This window comes from Acinetobacter sp. CIP 102529 (genome assembly GCF_000368325.1).
Classification (GTDB): Bacteria; Pseudomonadota; Gammaproteobacteria; order Pseudomonadales; family Moraxellaceae; genus Acinetobacter; species Acinetobacter parvus.
The window spans coordinates 1-18,216 of record NZ_KB849353.1 but is presented as its reverse complement, the minus strand read 5'-3'; the positions used below and the strand labels follow the sequence as shown (position 1 = coordinate 18,216).

Here is an 18,216-nt window from a genome sequence, read left to right as displayed (position 1 = left end):
AATATAGCTGACGACATGGCAAAGAAACCTGTGAAACATCCACTCTCCCGATATTATCCAACCTATGCCAGTGTTGGCTTAGCTGTCATGCTTGGTGTGGTGAGCTATTTCGGCCTGTTCCATCAGCAGAAAGCGTCTGCGCAGGACTATGCCATTCGTGGCTTTGATGTTTCGCACCATCAGGGTGAGATTAACTGGAAAAAGATCTCTCCAGTGCAGTACCAGTTTGTCTATCTAAAAGCCACCGAGGGTGGCGACTTTAAGGACCGAAACTTTCAGGAAAACTGGCTTAAGGCACGCGAACAGGGCCTGCATGTTGGTGCCTACCACTTCTATCGTTTATGTCGGGATGGCAAGGTGCAGGCGGAAAACTTTATCGCTACCGTGCCCAACAAAGCAGATGCCCTGCCGCCCGTGATTGACCTTGAATATGATAGCAACTGTATCAACGCCTTTACCAAGGAGCAGTTACTCAGGGAAATTCAGGTCATGCATGACCAGCTACAGCAGCATTATGGCAAGCAGCCCATTTTCTATATTTCCAAGAGTTTTTACCATATTGTGCTGATGGGTAGCTTTATCAATACACCGCTTTGGGTACGTGATTATCAGGAACAGCCTAAACTGAAAGATGGACGACAATGGCTGTTTTGGCAACATACCCAGAATGGCAAAATTGATGGTATTGATAAACCTGTCGATTTAAATGTTTATGCCGACTCTCCCAAACAGTGGCGCATCTTTTTAACACAACAAGGCATTCAGGATGGCAAATGAGCTGCGCAAGATCATCCATATTGACATGGATGCTTTCTATGCCTCAGTTGAGTTAAGGGAACGTCCCGAACTCAAGGACCTGCCTGTAGTGGTGGCCTTTCATCATACCCGTGGCGTGGTCGCCGCCGCATCCTATCCTGCCCGTGTCTTTGGCCTGCGTTCCGCCATGTCGATGGGGCAGGCACGAAAACTTTGTCCACAGGTGATTGTTCTTGAACCGAACTTTGAGAAATACCGAGAGGTATCTGCACAAATTCACCAGATTTTTCAGCAATATACCCCACTGATTGAACCGCTGTCACTGGATGAGGCCTATCTGGATGTGACCGAGAACCTAAAAAACATCCCTAGCGCCACCGAGGTTGCAACACAGATCCGTGCCGATATTCTGGCAGCCACTGGATTGACCGCTTCCGCAGGCGTTGCCCCGAATAAGTTTCTGGCAAAAATCGCATCCGACTGGAACAAGCCCAATGGCCTGTTTGTGATCAAGCCCTCACAGGTACTCAGCTTTATTCAGGATTTGCCCGTCAGTAAAATTCACGGCGTCGGCAAAGTGACCCAACAAAAGCTTCATCATCTCAATCTGCACACCCTGGGTCAACTGCAACAAATTGATGAAAATATATTGATTCACCATTTTGGCAAATATGGCAAACAGCTCTATCTATATGCCCAAGGCATTGACCAACGCCCCGTCAAGGCTGAACGGGAACGCCAGCAAATTTCCAAGGAGATCACCTTTGATGATGACTACACCCTTGATCAATGCAGCCATACATGGCAGCCGTTGACAGAACAGGTCTGGCGTAGCCTGAATAAGAAGCAGTTGACGGCCCGTGGTGTCAACGTCAAGTTGAAGTTAAAGAATTTTCAGGTTTTACAGCACAGTAAAAGCTTTAAACAGCCCTTGCAATCGCAGCAGGACCTGTGGCAGGTGGTGTTGCAATTGCTGAATGAAATGCATATTGAACCCATTTTACAGTTTCGGCTGGTTGGCGTGGGCGTGTATCAATTACAGCAAGCCCAGCAGGAACCCCAGCTTTGCTTATGGTAATGGCGTTTTTTTACTCAAAAGCATGGTTTTTGTTTAAATTTATGTTTGCTTTTTATGTGCTTTTCAGTACTCTAGCAGCGCAATCACATTATCCATGTGATTTGCTGATGCTAAAGAAATCCTCACTTTTAGCATCTGCTCCTGTGGTTGGCGTGACGATCAAATCCGAATATTACAGGGCACTTCTGGTGTCCTTTCTCAATTTCCCCACCCATAAAATTTTCAGGATTGCACTTTTCTCCCTACTGTGTTCAGCTAAACTGTATCCATACAATTAGAATATCTTGAATGCGCGAGACTTCTGCCTGACTCGACTAAGAGAGGCAAAAATTCAGTTGCTGAATCTTGGCAATATGATCATTTGCCCGCAGCAACACTCCATTTTATTTTTCCAGCAACGCAGGCTGGTTCGCATGGAAAGCTTTGCTGGCTGATTTATCCATTGGAGCGTAAAACCTCGGGGTTTAGCCCGAGGATATAAGCGACTGGCGTAAGCCATTAATGCGGTGTTTGCTGTTGTTGAATATACTGCTTAATAATCCCAATAGGTGCACCTCCGCATGATGCAGCGAAATAACTAGGCGACCATAAGGCATTACCCCATAATTTGCTTTTAATTTCAGGGTGTTTTGTTCGTAAAATTCGACTAGATGCACCTTTCAAGCTATTTACCAAACTAGAAATAGCGACTTTAGGCGGATAATTGACGAGCAAATGTACATGGTCATGTTCACCGTCAAACTCTACCAACTCAGCTTCAAAGTCCAAGCATACACGCTCAAATACTTCACGCATCGTTTCAAGCATTGCTTTAGTAAAAACATCACGCTGATATTTAGCTACAAAGACTAAATGAACGTGCATATTAAAAACACAGTGGCGACCTGTTCTAATCTCTTGACTATTACTCATAGACCAAATATATTTTAAGTATGAAAACACTTAAATTACGCATAAAAGATAAACATTGCAAGGTGCTAAATCAGATGGCATCTGAGGTGAATTTTGTCTGGAATTACGTGAATGATTTGTGTTTTAAACATCTACAACGAAAACAACAATTCTTTTCAGCATACGACATTGCCAAATACACAAAAGGCACATCGAAAGAATGTAATTTGCATAGCCAAACGATTCAGGCGGTCACAGAAGAATTAGTGACAAGACGCAAGCAATTCAAAAAAGCAAAACTGAAATGGCGAGTCAGCAATAAAAAATCAGCTAGGCGTTCATTGGGCTGGATACCGTTCAAGAAAGTAGCAATCAAATATGCTGATGGCTATGTTCAATATGGCAAGCATCAATTTAAACTATGGGATAGTTACGGATTAAGTAAATACAATATCAAAACAGGCTCATTCGTAGAAGATAGTCGTGGACGTTGGTATGTATGTCTTGTAGTTGATGCAGTCAAAATAGAAAAAAACAACGCTAAAACCTCAATTGGCATAGACTTGGGTTTAAAGGATTTAGCCACTTGTTCAGATGGAGTAAAGCTCAAAGCCCCTAAAATCTATCGGCAATATGAACAAAAACTTGGCATAGCTCAACGTGCGAGAAATAAAAAGCGCGTCAAAGCGATTCACGCCAAGATTAAAAATATACGTCAAAACATGTTGCATCAATTCAGTCATAAACTGGTGAATGAACATGCAGCAATCTTCGTTGGCAATGTGAATGCCAAAGCACTAGCACAGACTAAATTAGCTAAGTCAGTGTTAGATGCAAGTTGGACAACACTAAGAACCATGCTCAAGTATAAATGCGAGAACGCAACTTGCGCAGCAGTGCTGCTCAGGTATGAAGAAGTCAATGAGGCCTATACCACCCAAACTTGTTCGTGCTGTGGCTCACGCTGTAGTAGTCCGAAAGGTAGAGCAGGCTTAGGAGTAAGAGAATGGCAGTGTATGGAGTGCGGTACGCTCCATGATCGGGATGTAAATTCCGCACTGAATATTCTTGCGCTCGGACATGAGCGTCTAGCAGTAGGAATCCCCGTCCTTTAGGTCGGGGAGGATGTCAAACAAAATTACACTGTGGCGAGGGGCATGCAGTACAATCATCCTATGTTTTTTTTAATTAGGTTACCATTATGTCTGTGCAACGACTACGTGTCACCTCACGCTATTGCGAAGTTGCAATTTCAGGAAATCAGGTTCATCTGGCTGGACAACTGGCAGATGACACCAGCCTGGATATTGGCGCACAGACCCAGCAAACCTTAGACAACATTGACCGTTTACTGTCTGAGGCAGGCACAGACAAAACCCATATTCTATCTGTGTTTATTTTCCTGAAAGACATTGAAAAAGATTATGCGACCATGAATGCCGTTTGGGATGCGTGGATTGCTGAGGGGCATCCCCCAGCACGTACCTGTGTGGAATCCAAGCTCTATGCGCCTGATGTTCTGGTGGAAATGACCGTCACGGCAGTGCGTCCAGACTAGGACGATTTCACCGCCAGAACGTTGTATTTTATCGCGCGCTCCGCCGCCTGTGGCATGGTCACTGGTGTAGCGGTTCTTGGTGTAGCACGCGCGAACAGATCAGGAATCAGGTCTTCCCGTAATTCCTGTTCAGTTGGAATCGCGCTGTAACGCAATACACGGTATCCAGCCAGTTCCAGCAGACTGTCCTGATAATGTTTTTGTTGCAGGCGATTGACATACGACTGGTCTGCGATCTCAATGATGGCAAGCACCTGATGCTGCTGGTCCAGCACCACAAAATCGGCAACCAGCCCCTGATACTTACGGCGGGTATGGGCAAACTTTGTGGTAAGCAAGGCATCAAAAGACACATGCGCCAATACGGTATGCCGTGGCAAAACCGCTTGTAAACGCATCAGGGTAATCTGTTCAGAAATATTCAGGATACCACGTCGTTTCAGTGGGCTGTCCTGACGCCGATTTTGGTGCAAACTTCGAACTGCAAATACTGTAATAAACAGTAGTCCAACTATTGTTATGAAATAATACATTTCTAACCAATCCCTTTAGATTTTTTATAATCATTTTAGCTTTGATGCCAATTTTTTTAATCAATACTTTTTAATCAACGGCGAGCGATAGTAAAGTCATTTTTGTAGTACAAACTTAAATTTTTTAATCCTGTTTGAACAGCCGACTAAAGTCGTAAAAGCGTCCTGCACCTTTATTTATAATCATCCTACAGGGAATATTCAAGTCGATATTGTCAGTATATGTTTCTATAAATTGTAGTTTTACCAATCATTTGTGACTACCCTCTCATTTGTGTATCAAAAGGAAAGCATGAAAGACTCAGGCTTTCCCAAACTCAACTTAACGATGGGCCTTGGACTTCGGTTTTGGTTTTGCCGAAAAAGGTCGTTTCTCACCTGTTTCACGCGGCGGCAAGCCCGTATGCTGGGTCAGAATCTGCCCTTTTTGTGGACGTTTCTGGCCTGATTGCGGCTGTCCTGTACGTTTTGCGGAATCTCCCGCCAAAGTGGAGTTCTTCTTGCGAGCAGACTTATATTCCCCCTCAGCGGTTCCCTGTGGCTGGTAGGTCGGAATCAGGTGCTGTTTGGAATTTCCAATCAAATCCGAACGTCCCATTTCCTTTAAGGCTTCACGCAATAGAGGCCAGTTGTTTGGATCATGGTAACGCAGGAATGCCTTATGCAAACGGCGACGTTTCTCACCCTTAACAATATCCACATTTTCAGTGTAACGCGCCACCTTTGACAGTGGGTTTTTACCTGAATAATACATGGTGGTGGCGGTGGCCATTGGCGATGGATAGAACGTCTGTACCTGATCGGCACGGAAACCGTTCTTCTTCAACCAGACCGCCAGATTCATCATGTCATAGTCGGTTGTACCTGGATGTGCAGCAATAAAGTATGGAATCAAATACTGTTCCTTACCCGCTTCCTTACTAAAACGCTCAAACATTTGCTTAAAGCGGTCATAGGTACCAATTCCAGGTTTCATCATCTTGGAGAGTGGCCCCTGTTCGGTATGCTCAGGCGCAATCTTCAGGTAACCACCGACATGGTGCTGTACCAGTTCCTTGACATATTCAGGATTGAGTACCGCAAGGTCATAACGCAGGCCAGAACCAATCAGAATCTTCTTCACACCCTTGATTTCACGTGCCTTACGGTACAGCTGAACCAGTGGCGCATGATCGGTGTGCAGGTTCTGGCATACGCCTGGATAGACACAGGATGGCTTACGACAGTTCTTCTCAATTTCAGGATCATTGCAGTGCAGACGGTACATATTGGCGGTTGGACCACCCAAGTCTGAAATAATGCCTGTAAAATTCGGTGCAGTATCACGGATCTTTTCAATTTCACGTAAAATCGAGTCTTCCGAACGGTTCTGGATAATCCGCCCCTCATGCTCCGTAATCGAACAGAATGTACAGCCACCAAAACAGCCACGCATGATGTTGACAGAGAACTTGATCATGTCAAATGCAGGGAAACGTGCATCCCCATAGGCAGGGTGTGGTAAACGTGCATACGGCAAGTCAAACACGTAATCCATTTCCTCTGTGGTCAGTGGAATCGGCGGTGGATTAATCCACACATCACGCTCACCGTGGCGCTGAACAAGGGCACGCGCATTGCCAGGATTGGTTTCAAGATGCAAAATACGGTTGGCATGGGCATACAGCACATGGTCATTCGCCACCTCTTCAAATGAGGGCAAACGAATCACCGCCAGTTCACGTGGTGGCAGTTTATGCTTAATTGCCTTGGATGGTGCAGCTCTCAGTTGCACAATCTGGGTATCAGGGTCTAACTGATCACCCTCACGTACAATTGGATTTGCCACAATTTCTTTCTGGAAATTTTGATATTGGGCTAAGGAATTGCCTTTTTCTTTCTCAACCTCACAGCCATCAATGTCTTCTGTCATCACATACGGATTGATGATGGGATCGACACGTCCAATGGTATCGACATCGTTACTGGCAATTTCAACGAATTTTGCCTTGGAGGCTTTATTATGTTTATTAATGATAAATGCTGTACCACGAACATCGGTAATGTCATGCACCTTTTCACCTTTGGCCAAGCGGTGCATCACCTCGATAATGGCACGCTCACCATTACCATACATCAACAGGTCGGCCTTTGAATCCATCAAAATGGAACGACGAACCTTGTCTGACCAATAATCATAGTGTGCGATACGACGTAGACTGCCCTCAATCCCTCCCAGCAATACAGGCACATCTGGAAATGCCTCACGACAACGCTGGCAATACACGGTTGCCGCACGATCAGGGCGTTTATTTGCTTCATTGTTTGGAGAATAGGCATCATCCGAACGGATTTTACGATCTGCCGTATAACGGTTGATCATTGAATCCATGTTCCCAGCCGTTACCCCCCACGCAATGGTGGGCTTGCCCAGCACACGGAAGCTTTCCACATTGGTCCAATCTGGCTGCGCAATAATCCCGACACGGAAGCCCTGTGCCTCAAGCACACGCCCAATCACACCCGACACAAAGGAAGGATGGTCAATATAGGCATCACCACAAACCAAAATAAAGTCACATGCATCCCAGCCGAGCAGGTCCATTTCTTCTCGTGACATCGGCAAAAATGGTGCGGGTTCAAAACACGACGCCCAATATTTGTCGTAATCAAACAGCGCTTTGGGCGCGGTCTGCATGGTGTAGGCAGTAGACATGGCTTGCGAATCTCGGCTAGCAGATGGAGGAGAGACATCTAAAGATGAAAGCCGATCATTTTAACATGAATTTGATTCATTTTCCTTGTTTATAAAACATACAGAAACAAAGAGATAAGAATTAATCTGCCTAAAATTCACTCGCAATCTATAAATTTTCAAGTGGGTACTCAATGAGGCCTGTAATAACCATTCGTTACCAACTGAATCGTTCTTAATAATGGATATTGCTCAGGAATTGCATTTCTTGCCATCTCTACACATTTCATCATGTTATTTTTATTATAAAGCCTTTAGACGAATCGATAAAATCAGGCCAAAAGCCAATACCAACACCACACTGAGATTGATCCCAATCCAGCCAAAGTTTTCCCAGATCAAGCCACCACTACTTCCCAGCAAACTGGAACCGATGTAATAGCAGAATAAATACAGCGATGCAGCCACCGCCCGATACTGAATTGCCTGCACAGATACCCAACTGCTGGCGGTGGAATGTGCTGCAAAAAAGGCAAAGGCAAAAATAATCAGTCCCAGCAAAATTACCCAAAGCGCTGGAATCAGGGTAATCAGCAGTCCAGCCATCATCATCAATAACATGAGGGGTAAAACTTTGGCCCGACCATATTTAAAGCTCCACTGTGCTGCTTTTGATGAACTGTAAATTCCTGCCAAATAGGCAATCGAGATTAAACCAATCCAGCTTTGTGATAATTGAAATGGTGCTTCCAGCAGGTGATAACTAATATAATTAAACACCGTGACCAGACATCCCATCAGGATAAAACCCTCGGCAAACAGGATGCGTAATTTACGGTCTTTTAAGTTTTGTTCAAACGCTGCCTTAAAACGGGAAAATCGAAAAGGATAGGGTTGAAAATGCTGGGACTTGGGTAAGAGTAAATAGAACAGACAGGCAATGATAAGATTGATAAAACCAATAATATAAGTTGCTGATTGCCATGAGATAAAATCAACCAATACCCCTGCAATCAAACGTCCGCCCATCCCTCCAATCGCTGTGCCTGAGATATACAACCCCATCGCCAAACCAATATCTTTCTGTGAAATCTCCTCTCCAATATAAGTCATTGCAACTGCGGCAACACCACTCACCGCCAAGCCTATAAAAATACGAGTTGTTAAGAAAATTTCCCAGATTGGAAAAGACGCACTGACCAGCAATAAAACCGAAACAAGGAACAAGGTAAATACCATAATCGGTTTGCGCCCGAAACGATCAGAAATAAAGCCTGTAAACAGCAGGCCAATGGCCAGGGCAATGGTGGAAAAGGATAATGGAAAACTACTATGTGTCGGGCTGACCTGAAAGAACTTTGCAAAAATCGGCATCATCGGCTGCACACAGTACAGGGATGAGAAAGAGGCAAACCCTGCAAAGAACAATGACCATAAAATCGCGGTAAATGATTTTGAACCATATTCAATATGGGTTTTGACAATGTCCGACATAAATCAGCTTTTTCTACAGGTCTGATTTGATTTTAGTCTTTTTTAGACTCCCTGTAATGACCACCTTTAAAAAAACCTGAAACGTTGGGCATTGCATATGATTTTCTGCGCGACATACTGCTGCATGCCTCAACCCCCACTGATAAAATGTAACTATCTGGCCATAATCCTGTATTTTGTAGGTTAAAGCGTACACAGGTTGCGGTGATTGGCGAATAGCTGATAGCAGGTTTATCCCCTAATATACAAATCATAGAGAGACAGGAAGTCTCATTCAGAACAACAAGAAGCACAGGACGTGGTCGTTGACAGGAGTTGGCGGTAAGAAACCAAATATGAGAAAGCCTCGACAGGATGTCGGGGCTTTTTTATTGACCTGGTGTTTAATTCGCATAGACATAGAACGATAAAATAATCGCTATTGACTCCCTCAATTTGGCTTAATACCATGACTCATCATTTTATTTTTCTGGTTGTTTGCTTTGCAAATCCTAACAACTCAACAATACATTCTTGAAAAACCCATCTTGCTGCTTTTAAGAATCGGGCTGGTTCTGAGCGCTATCACCCTGTCTGCATGCAGCAGTCTAAGCGGATCATTTGCCAATCGTTCCAATCAACTCTCATCAGGATTACAAACCGCTTATTCTGTTTCACCTAGTACCGCCAATCGCGTATCGCCAATCATCATTCAAAGCTCAGAGCGTTACGATGTTTCGCCACTTTTAATTGCGGCGATTATTCGACAGGAATCCAACTACAACAGTGCCGCACGCTCACCGACGGGCGCGGTGGGACTGACCCAAATCATTCCAAGTCATTGGCGTCAGGCCTGTCCTGGCAATCTTTATGATGAAAGTGTCAATATTAACTGTGGCACCCAGGTCCTTGCGACCTACTATAAATCTGCGGGAAGCTGGTCAAAAGCCGTTGCCTATTACAATGTTGGACCAACAGGTTATCAACGCAGTTTCTGGACACGACACAAAGGCAAGAAATATGCAAGATCGGTGAAGCGACATGAAAAGGCTTTAAAGAAAGCACTTTAAATTGGACAATAAAAAAACCATGCGCTAAAGGCATGGTTTTTTTATATTCAACGACTGATTAAGCCTCGTCAAACAAGCCCTCAAATAACACTGAAGATAGATAACGCTCACCACTGTCAGGTAAAATCACCACAATGGTTTTCCCTGCATTTTCTGGACGTTCAGCAATCTGGGCCGCTGCCGCCAATGCCGCACCACTTGAAATACCCACTAAAATTCCTTCTTGCGTTGCACACTTTCTTGCCCAGTCAATCGCATCCGCACTGTTCACTGGCAGGACTTCATCAACCAGGTCCAAATCCAGGTTTTTAGGAATAAAGTTGGCACCAATCCCCTGAATTTTATGCGGTGCAGGTGTAATGCTCTCACCATTTTTAGTTTGGGTAATAATTGGTGATTCAGCTGGTTCAACTGCCACTGAATACAATGGCTTATTCTGCACTTGCTCAAAATAACGTGAAATCCCTGTAATGGTGCCGCCAGTTCCCACACCCGCCACTAAAATGTCAACATTACCCCCTGTGGCATTCCAGATTTCAGGACCTGTAGTATCTGTATGAATCTGTGGATTGGCTGGATTTTCAAATTGTTGTGGTAGGAAATAAAGCTCAGGGTTTTCAGTGGCTAAGCGTACCGCCTCATCCACCGCACCTTTCATGCCTTTGGCTGGTTCAGTCAGTACAAGGTTCGCACCCAAGGCTTTCAGCACCTTACGACGTTCCAGACTCATACTTGCAGGCATAGTCAGGGTAATGGGATAACCTTTTGCCGCCGCCACAAATGCTAGAGCAATCCCTGTATTACCGCTAGTCGGTTCAACAATATGCATACCAGTTTTAAGTACACCACGTTTTTCCGCATCTGCAATCATGGCTGCACCAATACGGCATTTTATTGAAAATGCAGGATTACGGCTTTCAACTTTTGCCAATACTGTAGCATCTGATTTAATCAAGCGATTGATACGAACTAAAGGTGTATTACCAATGGCTTCGGCATTATTTGAATAAACTGCGATACCTAGGTTGGCAGGCGTTGGAAATTGTTGATCGGTTGTCATGAATGATCCTTTATATCTTATCGTCTTTAAAAAGATTATACGCAGTTTAACCTTATCATCAAAAATTGATATTTAACGATTTGTGATGCTGATTTATAACAAAACTTTCAAGTCTAGACTTCCCGACTCTTTTTGTATTATTGCCTGTTCTGGCTTTTAACCACATCTCTGCATTAAGCCAATTCCTCATGGACAATGCCCTGATCAGTATCACCCAGCAGAATTGCAACCCGTTCAGAATGTACACCAAATGCTCCAGCCAACGCTGGGTAGCGAGCAATTCCAGAGCATAGGTTGCAGAAACATTTTGATGGGTGGAATCCTCGATAATCTTTTGCCTTACAGACTCTTGTCTCTCTTTCATTTCATTCACTATCAAGCTCAATTCATCCACTAAAGATTTAGGTATTTTTACAAATGATTCCTGCAATAAATAAGGAATATACTGCCACCAACGCCAGGGTCTGTTCCAGATTAATGGTCTGGGTAGACAATGCCGCAAGAGTTGTGGTCATTGCCGCACTGGATGACTGGAGTACAATCGTCATGAGAATACCGACCAACACCAGAAACAAACGCATCAACAGCGTCGGTTCCGCCCAGCGCGAGAGGTCAATCAGTTCCGCAACGCCACTCATGGCATCCTGCAAAAGCTGGATACCAAAAAACAATAAACCAAAACCTGCCAGGGTCAGTCCAATAAATCCAACTCTTTCTTTTCCCAATAATTTTAGCAAGGCGCCGATACCAATCAGTGGTAAGGCAAAACTTGAAATCGAAAACTTTAAACCAAGTAGTGCTATAGCAAACCACACTATATAAGCTACATTGATTTAAAACCAAGCATTAGGACATCATAATTTTCAATTTCTTCACCTTTGTGAAAAGTCGCGTTATCTAAAATGATAATACGGTCTTTCATCGGTTTTGACTTCCCAAATGATTATCCGAATGAAGTTAACCAACTTTCAAATACACTACGATTACAACAGCTTTCAAATAGTATAGGCATGATAAATTTAGTTTTTTCTGCCAAGGATATAGCACCAATAAAGCTCATAGGTCTGGAAGATAGACCTGAACGGGTTGCATGACATCTTGTACCTTTCTTTGACCATCCCATTTGTGCAACTTCATTGCAACTCATGCCAGCTTCATCCATATAATAGATATCTGATGGATCAACTCGTTTGAGTATTTCTAAAAGATGCCATTGGTAAGCAATCTTTTGTTCTAATTGACTTTCTTTGTAGGTAAAACTCTTTTTTTATATATCCAGCCAATTTTATGCAAAGCAGTCAATAAAGTTCGATAGCTAATCTCATAAGTGAATTGTTTAGCAAATAAAGGGAGGAGTTCTTTTGCCTGTGAAAACTCAGGTGTTTCTACAAATAGCTGAAATGCCTGCATATCTTTAATCTTGCTTTGCCGCCCAGAGTTTATGATTTTGGGTTGCTTAAGTTGCCCTGTCTGTTGTTCCAGCTTGATCCAGTCGTCCAGGGTAGTTCTTGCGATATTGAATAAATGACAAGTTTGCGATTTATGGTGAGTATCATGATAATGTTTCAATGACTTTTTCACGTAAATCTACAGAATATATTTTAGGTATGAGTGAAGTCTCAAATAAATCCAAGTGTAGCTTATATTTTGCTAATTGCTATAGCTGTATTCTTATCCTATTAAGCAATAAAAAACCTCCCAACATTGGTTGGGAGGTTTTGAAATTAAAAGCTGGCGATGACTTACTCTCACATGGCAAACGCCACACTACCATCAGCGCGAAGAGGTTTCACTTCTGAGTTCGGGAAGGGATCAGGTGGTTCACTCTTGCTATTGTCGCCAGCAAACTGTTGTGGTGTTTTGGGGTCTTATTGATCATGTTGTGTTTTCACTTCATGTCTGCCTTACTTACGAACCAAAGAGTTATTAACGGATTAGATATTGAGTCTAACTTTGTGTTCAGCATTTTAACTAGTTTTCACACTAAATCAAGTTATGTATTGAATTTATCTTGAATACAACAACTGTTTGGGTGTTGTATAGTCAAGCCTCACGAGCAATTAGTATTGGTCAGCTTCACACGTCACCGTGCTTCCACACCCAACCTATCAACGTCCTAGTCTCGAACGGCTCTTTAGAAGACATATAGTCTTAGGGAAATCTTATCTTGAGGTAGGCTTCCCGCTTAGATGCTTTCAGCGGTTATCCCTTCCGAACATAGCTACCCGGCGATGCGACTGGCGTCACAACCGGTACACCAGAGGTTCGTCCACTCTGGTCCTCTCGTACTAGGAGCAGATCCTCTCAAATTTCCAGCGCCCACGGTAGATAGGGACCGAACTGTCTCACGACGTTCTAAACCCAGCTCGCGTACCTCTTTAAATGGCGAACAGCCATACCCTTGGGACCTGCTTCAGCCCCAGGATGAGATGAGCCGACATCGAGGTGCCAAACACCGCCGTCGATATGAACTCTTGGGCGGTATCAGCCTGTTATCCCCAGAGTACCTTTTATCCGTTGAGCGATGGCCCTTCCATACAGAACCACCGGATCACTAAGACCTACTTTCGTACCTGCTCGACTTGTGGGTCTCGCAGTTAAGCGCGCTTTTGCCTTTATACTCTACGCGTGATTTCCGACCACGCTGAGCGCACCTTCGTACTCCTCCGTTACTCTTTAGGAGGAGACCGCCCCAGTCAAACTACCCACCAGACATGGTCCTCGCCCCGGATTACGGGGCAGAGTTAGAACCTCAACATTACCAGGGTGGTATTTCAAGGACGGCTCCATTGGAACTAGCGTTCCAACTTCAAAGCCTCCCACCTATCCTACACAAGTAAGGTCAAAGTTCAATGTCAAGCTGCAGTAAAGGTTCACGGGGTCTTTCCGTCTAGCCGCGGGTACACTGCATCTTCACAGCGATTTCGATTTCACTGAGCCTCTGCTGGAGACAGCGCCGCCATCATTATGCCATTCGTGCAGGTCGGAACTTACCCGACAAGGAATTTCGCTACCTTAGGACCGTTATAGTTACGGCCGCCGTTTACTGGGGCTTCGATCAAGAGCTTCGCTTACGCTAACCCCATCAATTAACCTTCCAGCACCGGGCAGGCATCACACCCTATACGTCCACTTTCGTGTTTGCAGAGTGCTATGTTTTTAATAAACAGTTGCAGCGGCCTGGTTTCTGCGGCTGCCAACCGCTCAGGGAGCAAGTCCCATCACCGTCAGCAGCGTACCTTCTCCCGAAGTTACGGTACCATTTTGCCTAGTTCCTTCAGCAGAGTTCTCTCAAGCGCTTTGGTCTACTCGACCTGACCACCTGTGTCGGTTTCGGGTACGATTCCTGTGTAACTGAAGCTTAGAGACTTTTCCTGGAAGCATGGTATCAGCCACTTCACTGTACAAGTACAGCTTGCTATCGACTCTCAGCATAGAGCACCCCGGATTTGCCTAAGATGCATGCCTACTGTCTTCCACCTGGACAACCAACGCCAGGCTGACTTAACCTTCTCCGTCCTCTCATCGCATTACACAGAAGTATTGGAATATTAACCAATTTCCCATCGACTACGCCTCTCGGCCTCGCCTTAGGGGTCGACTCACCCAGCCCCGATTAACGTTGGACTGGAACCCTTGGTCTTTCAGCGAACGGGTTTTTCACCCGTTTTGTCGTTACTCACGTCAGCATTCGCACTTCTGATACCTCCAGCATACTTCTCAATACACCTTCTTCGGCTTACAGAACGCTCCCCTACCACGTAACTTAAAAGTTACATCCGCAGCTTCGGCACATAGTTTTAGCCCCGTTACATCTTCCGCGCAGGCCGACTCGACTAGTGAGCTATTACGCTTTCTTTAAAGGGTGGCTGCTTCTAAGCCAACCTCCTAGCTGTCTATGCCTTCCCACATCGTTTCCCACTTAACTATGATTTTGGGGCCTTAGCTGGCGGTCTGGATTGTTTTCCTCTTGACTACGGACGTTAGCACCCGCAGTCTGTCTCCCGGATAGTACTCATTGGTATTCGGAGTTTGCATCGGTTTGGTAAGTCGGGATGACCCCCTAGCCGAAACAGTGCTCTACCCCCAATGGTATTCGTCCGAGGCGCTACCTAAATAGCTTTCGGGGAGAACCAGCTATCACCAGGCTTGATTAGCCTTTCACCCCTATCCACAAGTCATCCCCTGGCTTTTCAACGACAGTGGGTTCGGTCCTCCAGTTAGTGTTACCCAACCTTCAACCTGCTCATGGATAGATCGCCTGGTTTCGGGTCTATACCCAGCAACTAAACGCCCTATTAAGACTCGATTTCTCTACGGCTCCCCTATTCGGTTAACCTCGCTACTGAATATAAGTCGCTGACCCATTATACAAAAGGTACGCAGTCACCGAACATGTCGGCTCCCACTGCTTGTATGCATGCGGTTTCAGGATCTATTTCACTCCCCTCACAGGGGTTCTTTTCGCCTTTCCCTCACGGTACTGGTTCACTATCGGTCAGTCAGGAGTATTTAGCCTTGGAGGATGGTCCCCCCATATTCAGACAAGGTTTCACGTGCCTCGCCCTACTCGTCATCATTATGTGTGCCCTTTCGTGTACGGGAATATCACCCTCTACGTTCGCACTTCCCAGAGCGTTCCACTAAAACACACATAACTTAATGGGCTACTCCCCGTTCGCTCGCCGCTACTAAGGGAATCTCAATTGATTTCTTTTCCTAAGGGTACTGAGATGTTTCACTTCCCCTCGTTCGCCTTGCAACACTATGTATTCATGTTGCAATACCTACCTTATGGTAAGTGGGTTCCCCCATTCAGATATCTCCGGATCACAGGATATTTGCCGCCTCCCCGGAGCTTTTCGCAGGCTATCACGTCTTTCTTCGCCTCTGACTGCCAAGGCATCCACCACATGCACTTAATTACTTGACTATACAACCCCAAACAGTCGCTAACCCTTACAAGTAAGGTTAGGACAGATTGCTATGCTCGTTTTTCAACTTACATCGCTCTCATCCAGTTTGTTGCTTCGTGAATTTAATCACCGTACAGCTTCAATCTAAATTCATATACCAAAACGCTTGATTCAGTGTTTTTGCTAGTTCTCATTTCTAACAACTCAGCTTAAAGAATTAATTCTTCTTGCTTTGTTATTGAATGAGTGAACAATTTATTTCAGACTCAAATTCTAATCTGTTAATGATTAACTACAGCCTCGTCAGCTTGCAGTAAACTGTGATAAATCACAGAAGTTAATAAATCTAAATCAATCTCTTGATTCACCTTATTTATTAAGTTCTATAATTTAAAAATATCTTTCACTACCATATTAGATCAGATACTACGCGCAGCATAGCTGCTTGTCTTGCGCTTCGGCAAAGCGTTGCTTTGCTGATCGAAGCTCTGGTGGAGACTAGGAGAGTCGAACTCCTGACCTCCTGCGTGCAAAGCAGGCGCTCTACCAACTAAGCTAAGTCCCCAGCTTACAATCATAATGAACGATATATCTTCTCATCTAGTAGCTTGTGATTATTCATCACTTCGTCAGTAGTGGTGGGTCTGACAAGACTTGAACTTGTGACCCCACGCTTATCAAGCGTGTGCTCTAACCAACTGAGCTACAGACCCTGAGAAATAAAAGAAGAGATCGTTGATCTCTTCTTTTATTTCGCAAGACAAGCGCAGCGCGTAGTGCACGACTTATCTCTAAAATTAAAAAAGAGAAACAATACTTTTTCTATCTTTCATTCGATATATCTCGAAGAACAACTTGTTGTGGATTCTTACCGATCGTCAATCTTTCGTTAAGGAGGTGATCCAGCCGCAGGTTCCCCTACGGCTACCTTGTTACGACTTCACCCCAGTCATCGGCCACACCGTGGTAAGCGTCCCCCCTAAGGTTAGACTACCTACTTCTGGTGCAACAAACTCCCATGGTGTGACGGGCGGTGTGTACAAGGCCCGGGAACGTATTCACCGCGGCATTCTGATCCGCGATTACTAGCGATTCCGACTTCATGGAGTCGAGTTGCAGACTCCAATCCGGACTACGATCGGCTTTTTGAGATTAGCATCCTATCGCTAGGTAGCAACCCTTTGTACCGACCATTGTAGCACGTGTGTAGCCCTGGCCGTAAGGGCCATGATGACTTGACGTCGTCCCCGCCTTCCTCCAGTTTGTCACTGGCAGTATCCTTAAAGTTCCCATCCGAAATGCTGGCAAGTAAGGAAAAGGGTTGCGCTCGTTGCGGGACTTAACCCAACATCTCACGACACGAGCTGACGACAGCCATGCAGCACCTGTATGTAGATTCCCGAAGGCACCAATCCATCTCTGGAAAGTTTCTACTATGTCAAGGCCAGGTAAGGTTCTTCGCGTTGCATCGAATTAAACCACATGCTCCACCGCTTGTGCGGGCCCCCGTCAATTCATTTGAGTTTTAGTCTTGCGACCGTACTCCCCAGGCGGTCTACTTATCGCGTTAGCTGCGCCACTAAAGCCTCAAAGGCCCCAACGGCTAGTAGACATCGTTTACGGCATGGACTACCAGGGTATCTAATCCTGTTTGCTCCCCATGCTTTCGTACCTCAGCGTCAGTATTAGGCCAGATGGCTGCCTTCGCCATCGGTATTCCTCCAGATCTCTACGCATTTCACCGCTACACCTGGAATTCTACCATCCTCTCCCATACTCTAGCTGACCAGTATCGAATGCAATTCCTAAGTTAAGCTCAGGGATTTCACATCCGACTTAATCAGCCGCCTACGCACGCTTTACGCCCAGTAAATCCGATTAACGCTCGCACCCTCTGTATTACCGCGGCTGCTGGCACAGAGTTAGCCGGTGCTTATTCTGCGAGTAACGTCCACTATCCTAGAGTATTAATCCAGGTAGCCTCCTCCTCGCTTAAAGTGCTTTACAACCAAAAGGCCTTCTTCACACACGCGGCATGGCTGGATCAGGGTTCCGCCCATTGTCCAATATTCCCCACTGCTGCCTCCCGTAGGAGTCTGGGCCGTGTCTCAGTCCCAGTGTGGCGGATCATCCTCTCAGACCCGCTACAGATCGTCGCCTTGGTAGGCCTTTACCCCACCAACTAGCTAATCCGACTTAGGCTCATC

General features: G+C 45.2%; 13 protein-coding genes, 2 tRNA genes, 3 rRNA genes and 2 pseudogenes. 5 read left to right on the top strand and 15 right to left on the bottom strand.

Going from position 1 to position 18,216, the window contains the following annotated elements:
* The first annotated feature begins 15 nt into the window (after window positions 1-15).
* Window positions 16-777 (top strand): glycoside hydrolase family 25 protein, encoded by a 762-nt coding sequence (locus F972_RS01005; RefSeq protein WP_004680795.1) that lies wholly within the window; start codon window positions 16-18, stop codon window positions 775-777.
* Between the two features lies 1 nt (window position 778).
* Window positions 779-1,834 (top strand): DNA polymerase IV, encoded by a 1,056-nt coding sequence (gene dinB / locus F972_RS01000; protein WP_171062505.1) that lies wholly within the window; start codon window positions 779-781, stop codon window positions 1,832-1,834.
* Window positions 1,835-2,332: 498 nt separating this feature from the next.
* Here dinB and tnpA read toward each other — a convergent pair whose 3' ends face one another.
* Window positions 2,333-2,746, bottom strand: coding sequence for an IS200/IS605 family transposase (tnpA, locus tag F972_RS00990; RefSeq protein WP_004755937.1), 414 nt, complete (start codon window positions 2,744-2,746; stop codon window positions 2,333-2,335).
* A 20-nt stretch (window positions 2,747-2,766) separates the two neighbouring features.
* On the opposite strand from tnpA, the gene F972_RS00985 reads away from it, so the two are divergent.
* Together F972_RS00985 and F972_RS00980 are read left to right on the top strand one after the other, a co-directional pair.
* Complete coding sequence (locus tag F972_RS00985) at window positions 2,767-3,840, top strand: RNA-guided endonuclease InsQ/TnpB family protein (protein ID WP_034428036.1); 1,074 nt, start codon at window positions 2,767-2,769, stop codon at window positions 3,838-3,840.
* A gap of 86 nt (window positions 3,841-3,926) precedes the next feature.
* Window positions 3,927-4,283 carry a RidA family protein gene (locus F972_RS00980; protein ID WP_004680799.1) on the top strand — a complete coding sequence of 119 codons (357 nt, stop codon included), beginning with the start codon at window positions 3,927-3,929 and terminating at the stop codon, window positions 4,281-4,283.
* Here the strand turns inward: F972_RS00980 and F972_RS00975 are convergent.
* The 4 genes and pseudogenes from F972_RS00975 to F972_RS14905 all read right to left on the bottom strand — a co-directional run.
* A complete protein-coding gene (locus F972_RS00975; RefSeq protein ID WP_004763666.1) occupies window positions 4,280-4,816 on the bottom strand; it encodes a DUF2726 domain-containing protein in 537 nt (178 codons plus the stop codon). The two genes, F972_RS00980 and F972_RS00975, sit on opposite strands and share 4 nt — an antisense overlap.
* Window positions 4,817-5,138: 322 nt before the next feature.
* The gene (locus tag F972_RS00970; protein ID WP_004763664.1) at window positions 5,139-7,511 is read right to left on the bottom strand and encodes a YgiQ family radical SAM protein; all 2,373 of its coding nucleotides are present in this window, start codon (window positions 7,509-7,511) and stop codon (window positions 5,139-5,141) included.
* Between the two features lie 282 nt (window positions 7,512-7,793).
* Complete coding sequence (locus F972_RS00965; RefSeq protein WP_004763659.1) at window positions 7,794-8,984, bottom strand: MFS transporter; 1,191 nt, start codon at window positions 8,982-8,984, stop codon at window positions 7,794-7,796.
* Between the two features lie 13 nt (window positions 8,985-8,997).
* Window positions 8,998-9,137 (bottom strand): annotated as a pseudogene (locus tag F972_RS14905) (MerR family transcriptional regulator); the annotation flags it as partial.
* A 329-nt stretch (window positions 9,138-9,466) separates the two neighbouring features.
* Here F972_RS14905 and F972_RS00960 point away from each other — a divergent pair.
* Window positions 9,467-10,033: a lytic transglycosylase domain-containing protein gene (locus tag F972_RS00960; RefSeq protein ID WP_004762427.1), complete on the top strand. Its 567-nt coding sequence runs from the start codon at window positions 9,467-9,469 to the stop codon at window positions 10,031-10,033.
* A gap of 58 nt (window positions 10,034-10,091) precedes the next feature.
* Here the strand turns inward: F972_RS00960 and cysK are convergent, their stop codons facing one another.
* The 10 genes and pseudogenes from cysK to F972_RS00915 form a co-directional block, all read right to left on the bottom strand.
* Window positions 10,092-11,093 carry a cysteine synthase A gene (cysK, locus tag F972_RS00955; protein ID WP_004680804.1) on the bottom strand — a complete coding sequence of 334 codons (1,002 nt, stop codon included), beginning with the start codon at window positions 11,091-11,093 and terminating at the stop codon, window positions 10,092-10,094.
* A gap of 58 nt (window positions 11,094-11,151) precedes the next feature.
* Complete coding sequence (locus F972_RS16515; RefSeq protein ID WP_228127546.1) at window positions 11,152-11,466, bottom strand: hypothetical protein; 315 nt, start codon at window positions 11,464-11,466, stop codon at window positions 11,152-11,154.
* Window positions 11,467-11,542: 76 nt separating this feature from the next.
* Window positions 11,543-11,896: pseudogene (locus F972_RS16510) on the bottom strand (hypothetical protein); the annotation flags it as partial.
* Window positions 11,897-12,036: 140 nt separating this feature from the next.
* Window positions 12,037-12,255, bottom strand: a complete 219-nt coding sequence (locus F972_RS16505; RefSeq protein WP_141629352.1) for a hypothetical protein — start codon at window positions 12,253-12,255, stop codon at window positions 12,037-12,039.
* A gap of 71 nt (window positions 12,256-12,326) precedes the next feature.
* Window positions 12,327-12,662: a helix-turn-helix domain-containing protein gene (locus F972_RS00940; RefSeq protein ID WP_228127545.1), complete on the bottom strand. Its 336-nt coding sequence runs from the start codon at window positions 12,660-12,662 to the stop codon at window positions 12,327-12,329.
* 160 nt (window positions 12,663-12,822) lie between these two features.
* Window positions 12,823-12,937: ribosomal RNA gene (gene rrf / locus F972_RS00935) — 5S ribosomal RNA — on the bottom strand.
* 195 nt (window positions 12,938-13,132) lie between these two features.
* Window positions 13,133-16,026 (bottom strand): 23S ribosomal RNA (locus F972_RS00930).
* Between the two features lie 472 nt (window positions 16,027-16,498).
* A tRNA-Ala gene (locus tag F972_RS00925) sits at window positions 16,499-16,574 on the bottom strand.
* A gap of 71 nt (window positions 16,575-16,645) precedes the next feature.
* A tRNA-Ile gene (locus F972_RS00920) sits at window positions 16,646-16,722 on the bottom strand.
* Window positions 16,723-16,899: 177 nt separating this feature from the next.
* Window positions 16,900-18,216, bottom strand: a 16S ribosomal RNA gene (locus F972_RS00915); the annotation flags it as partial.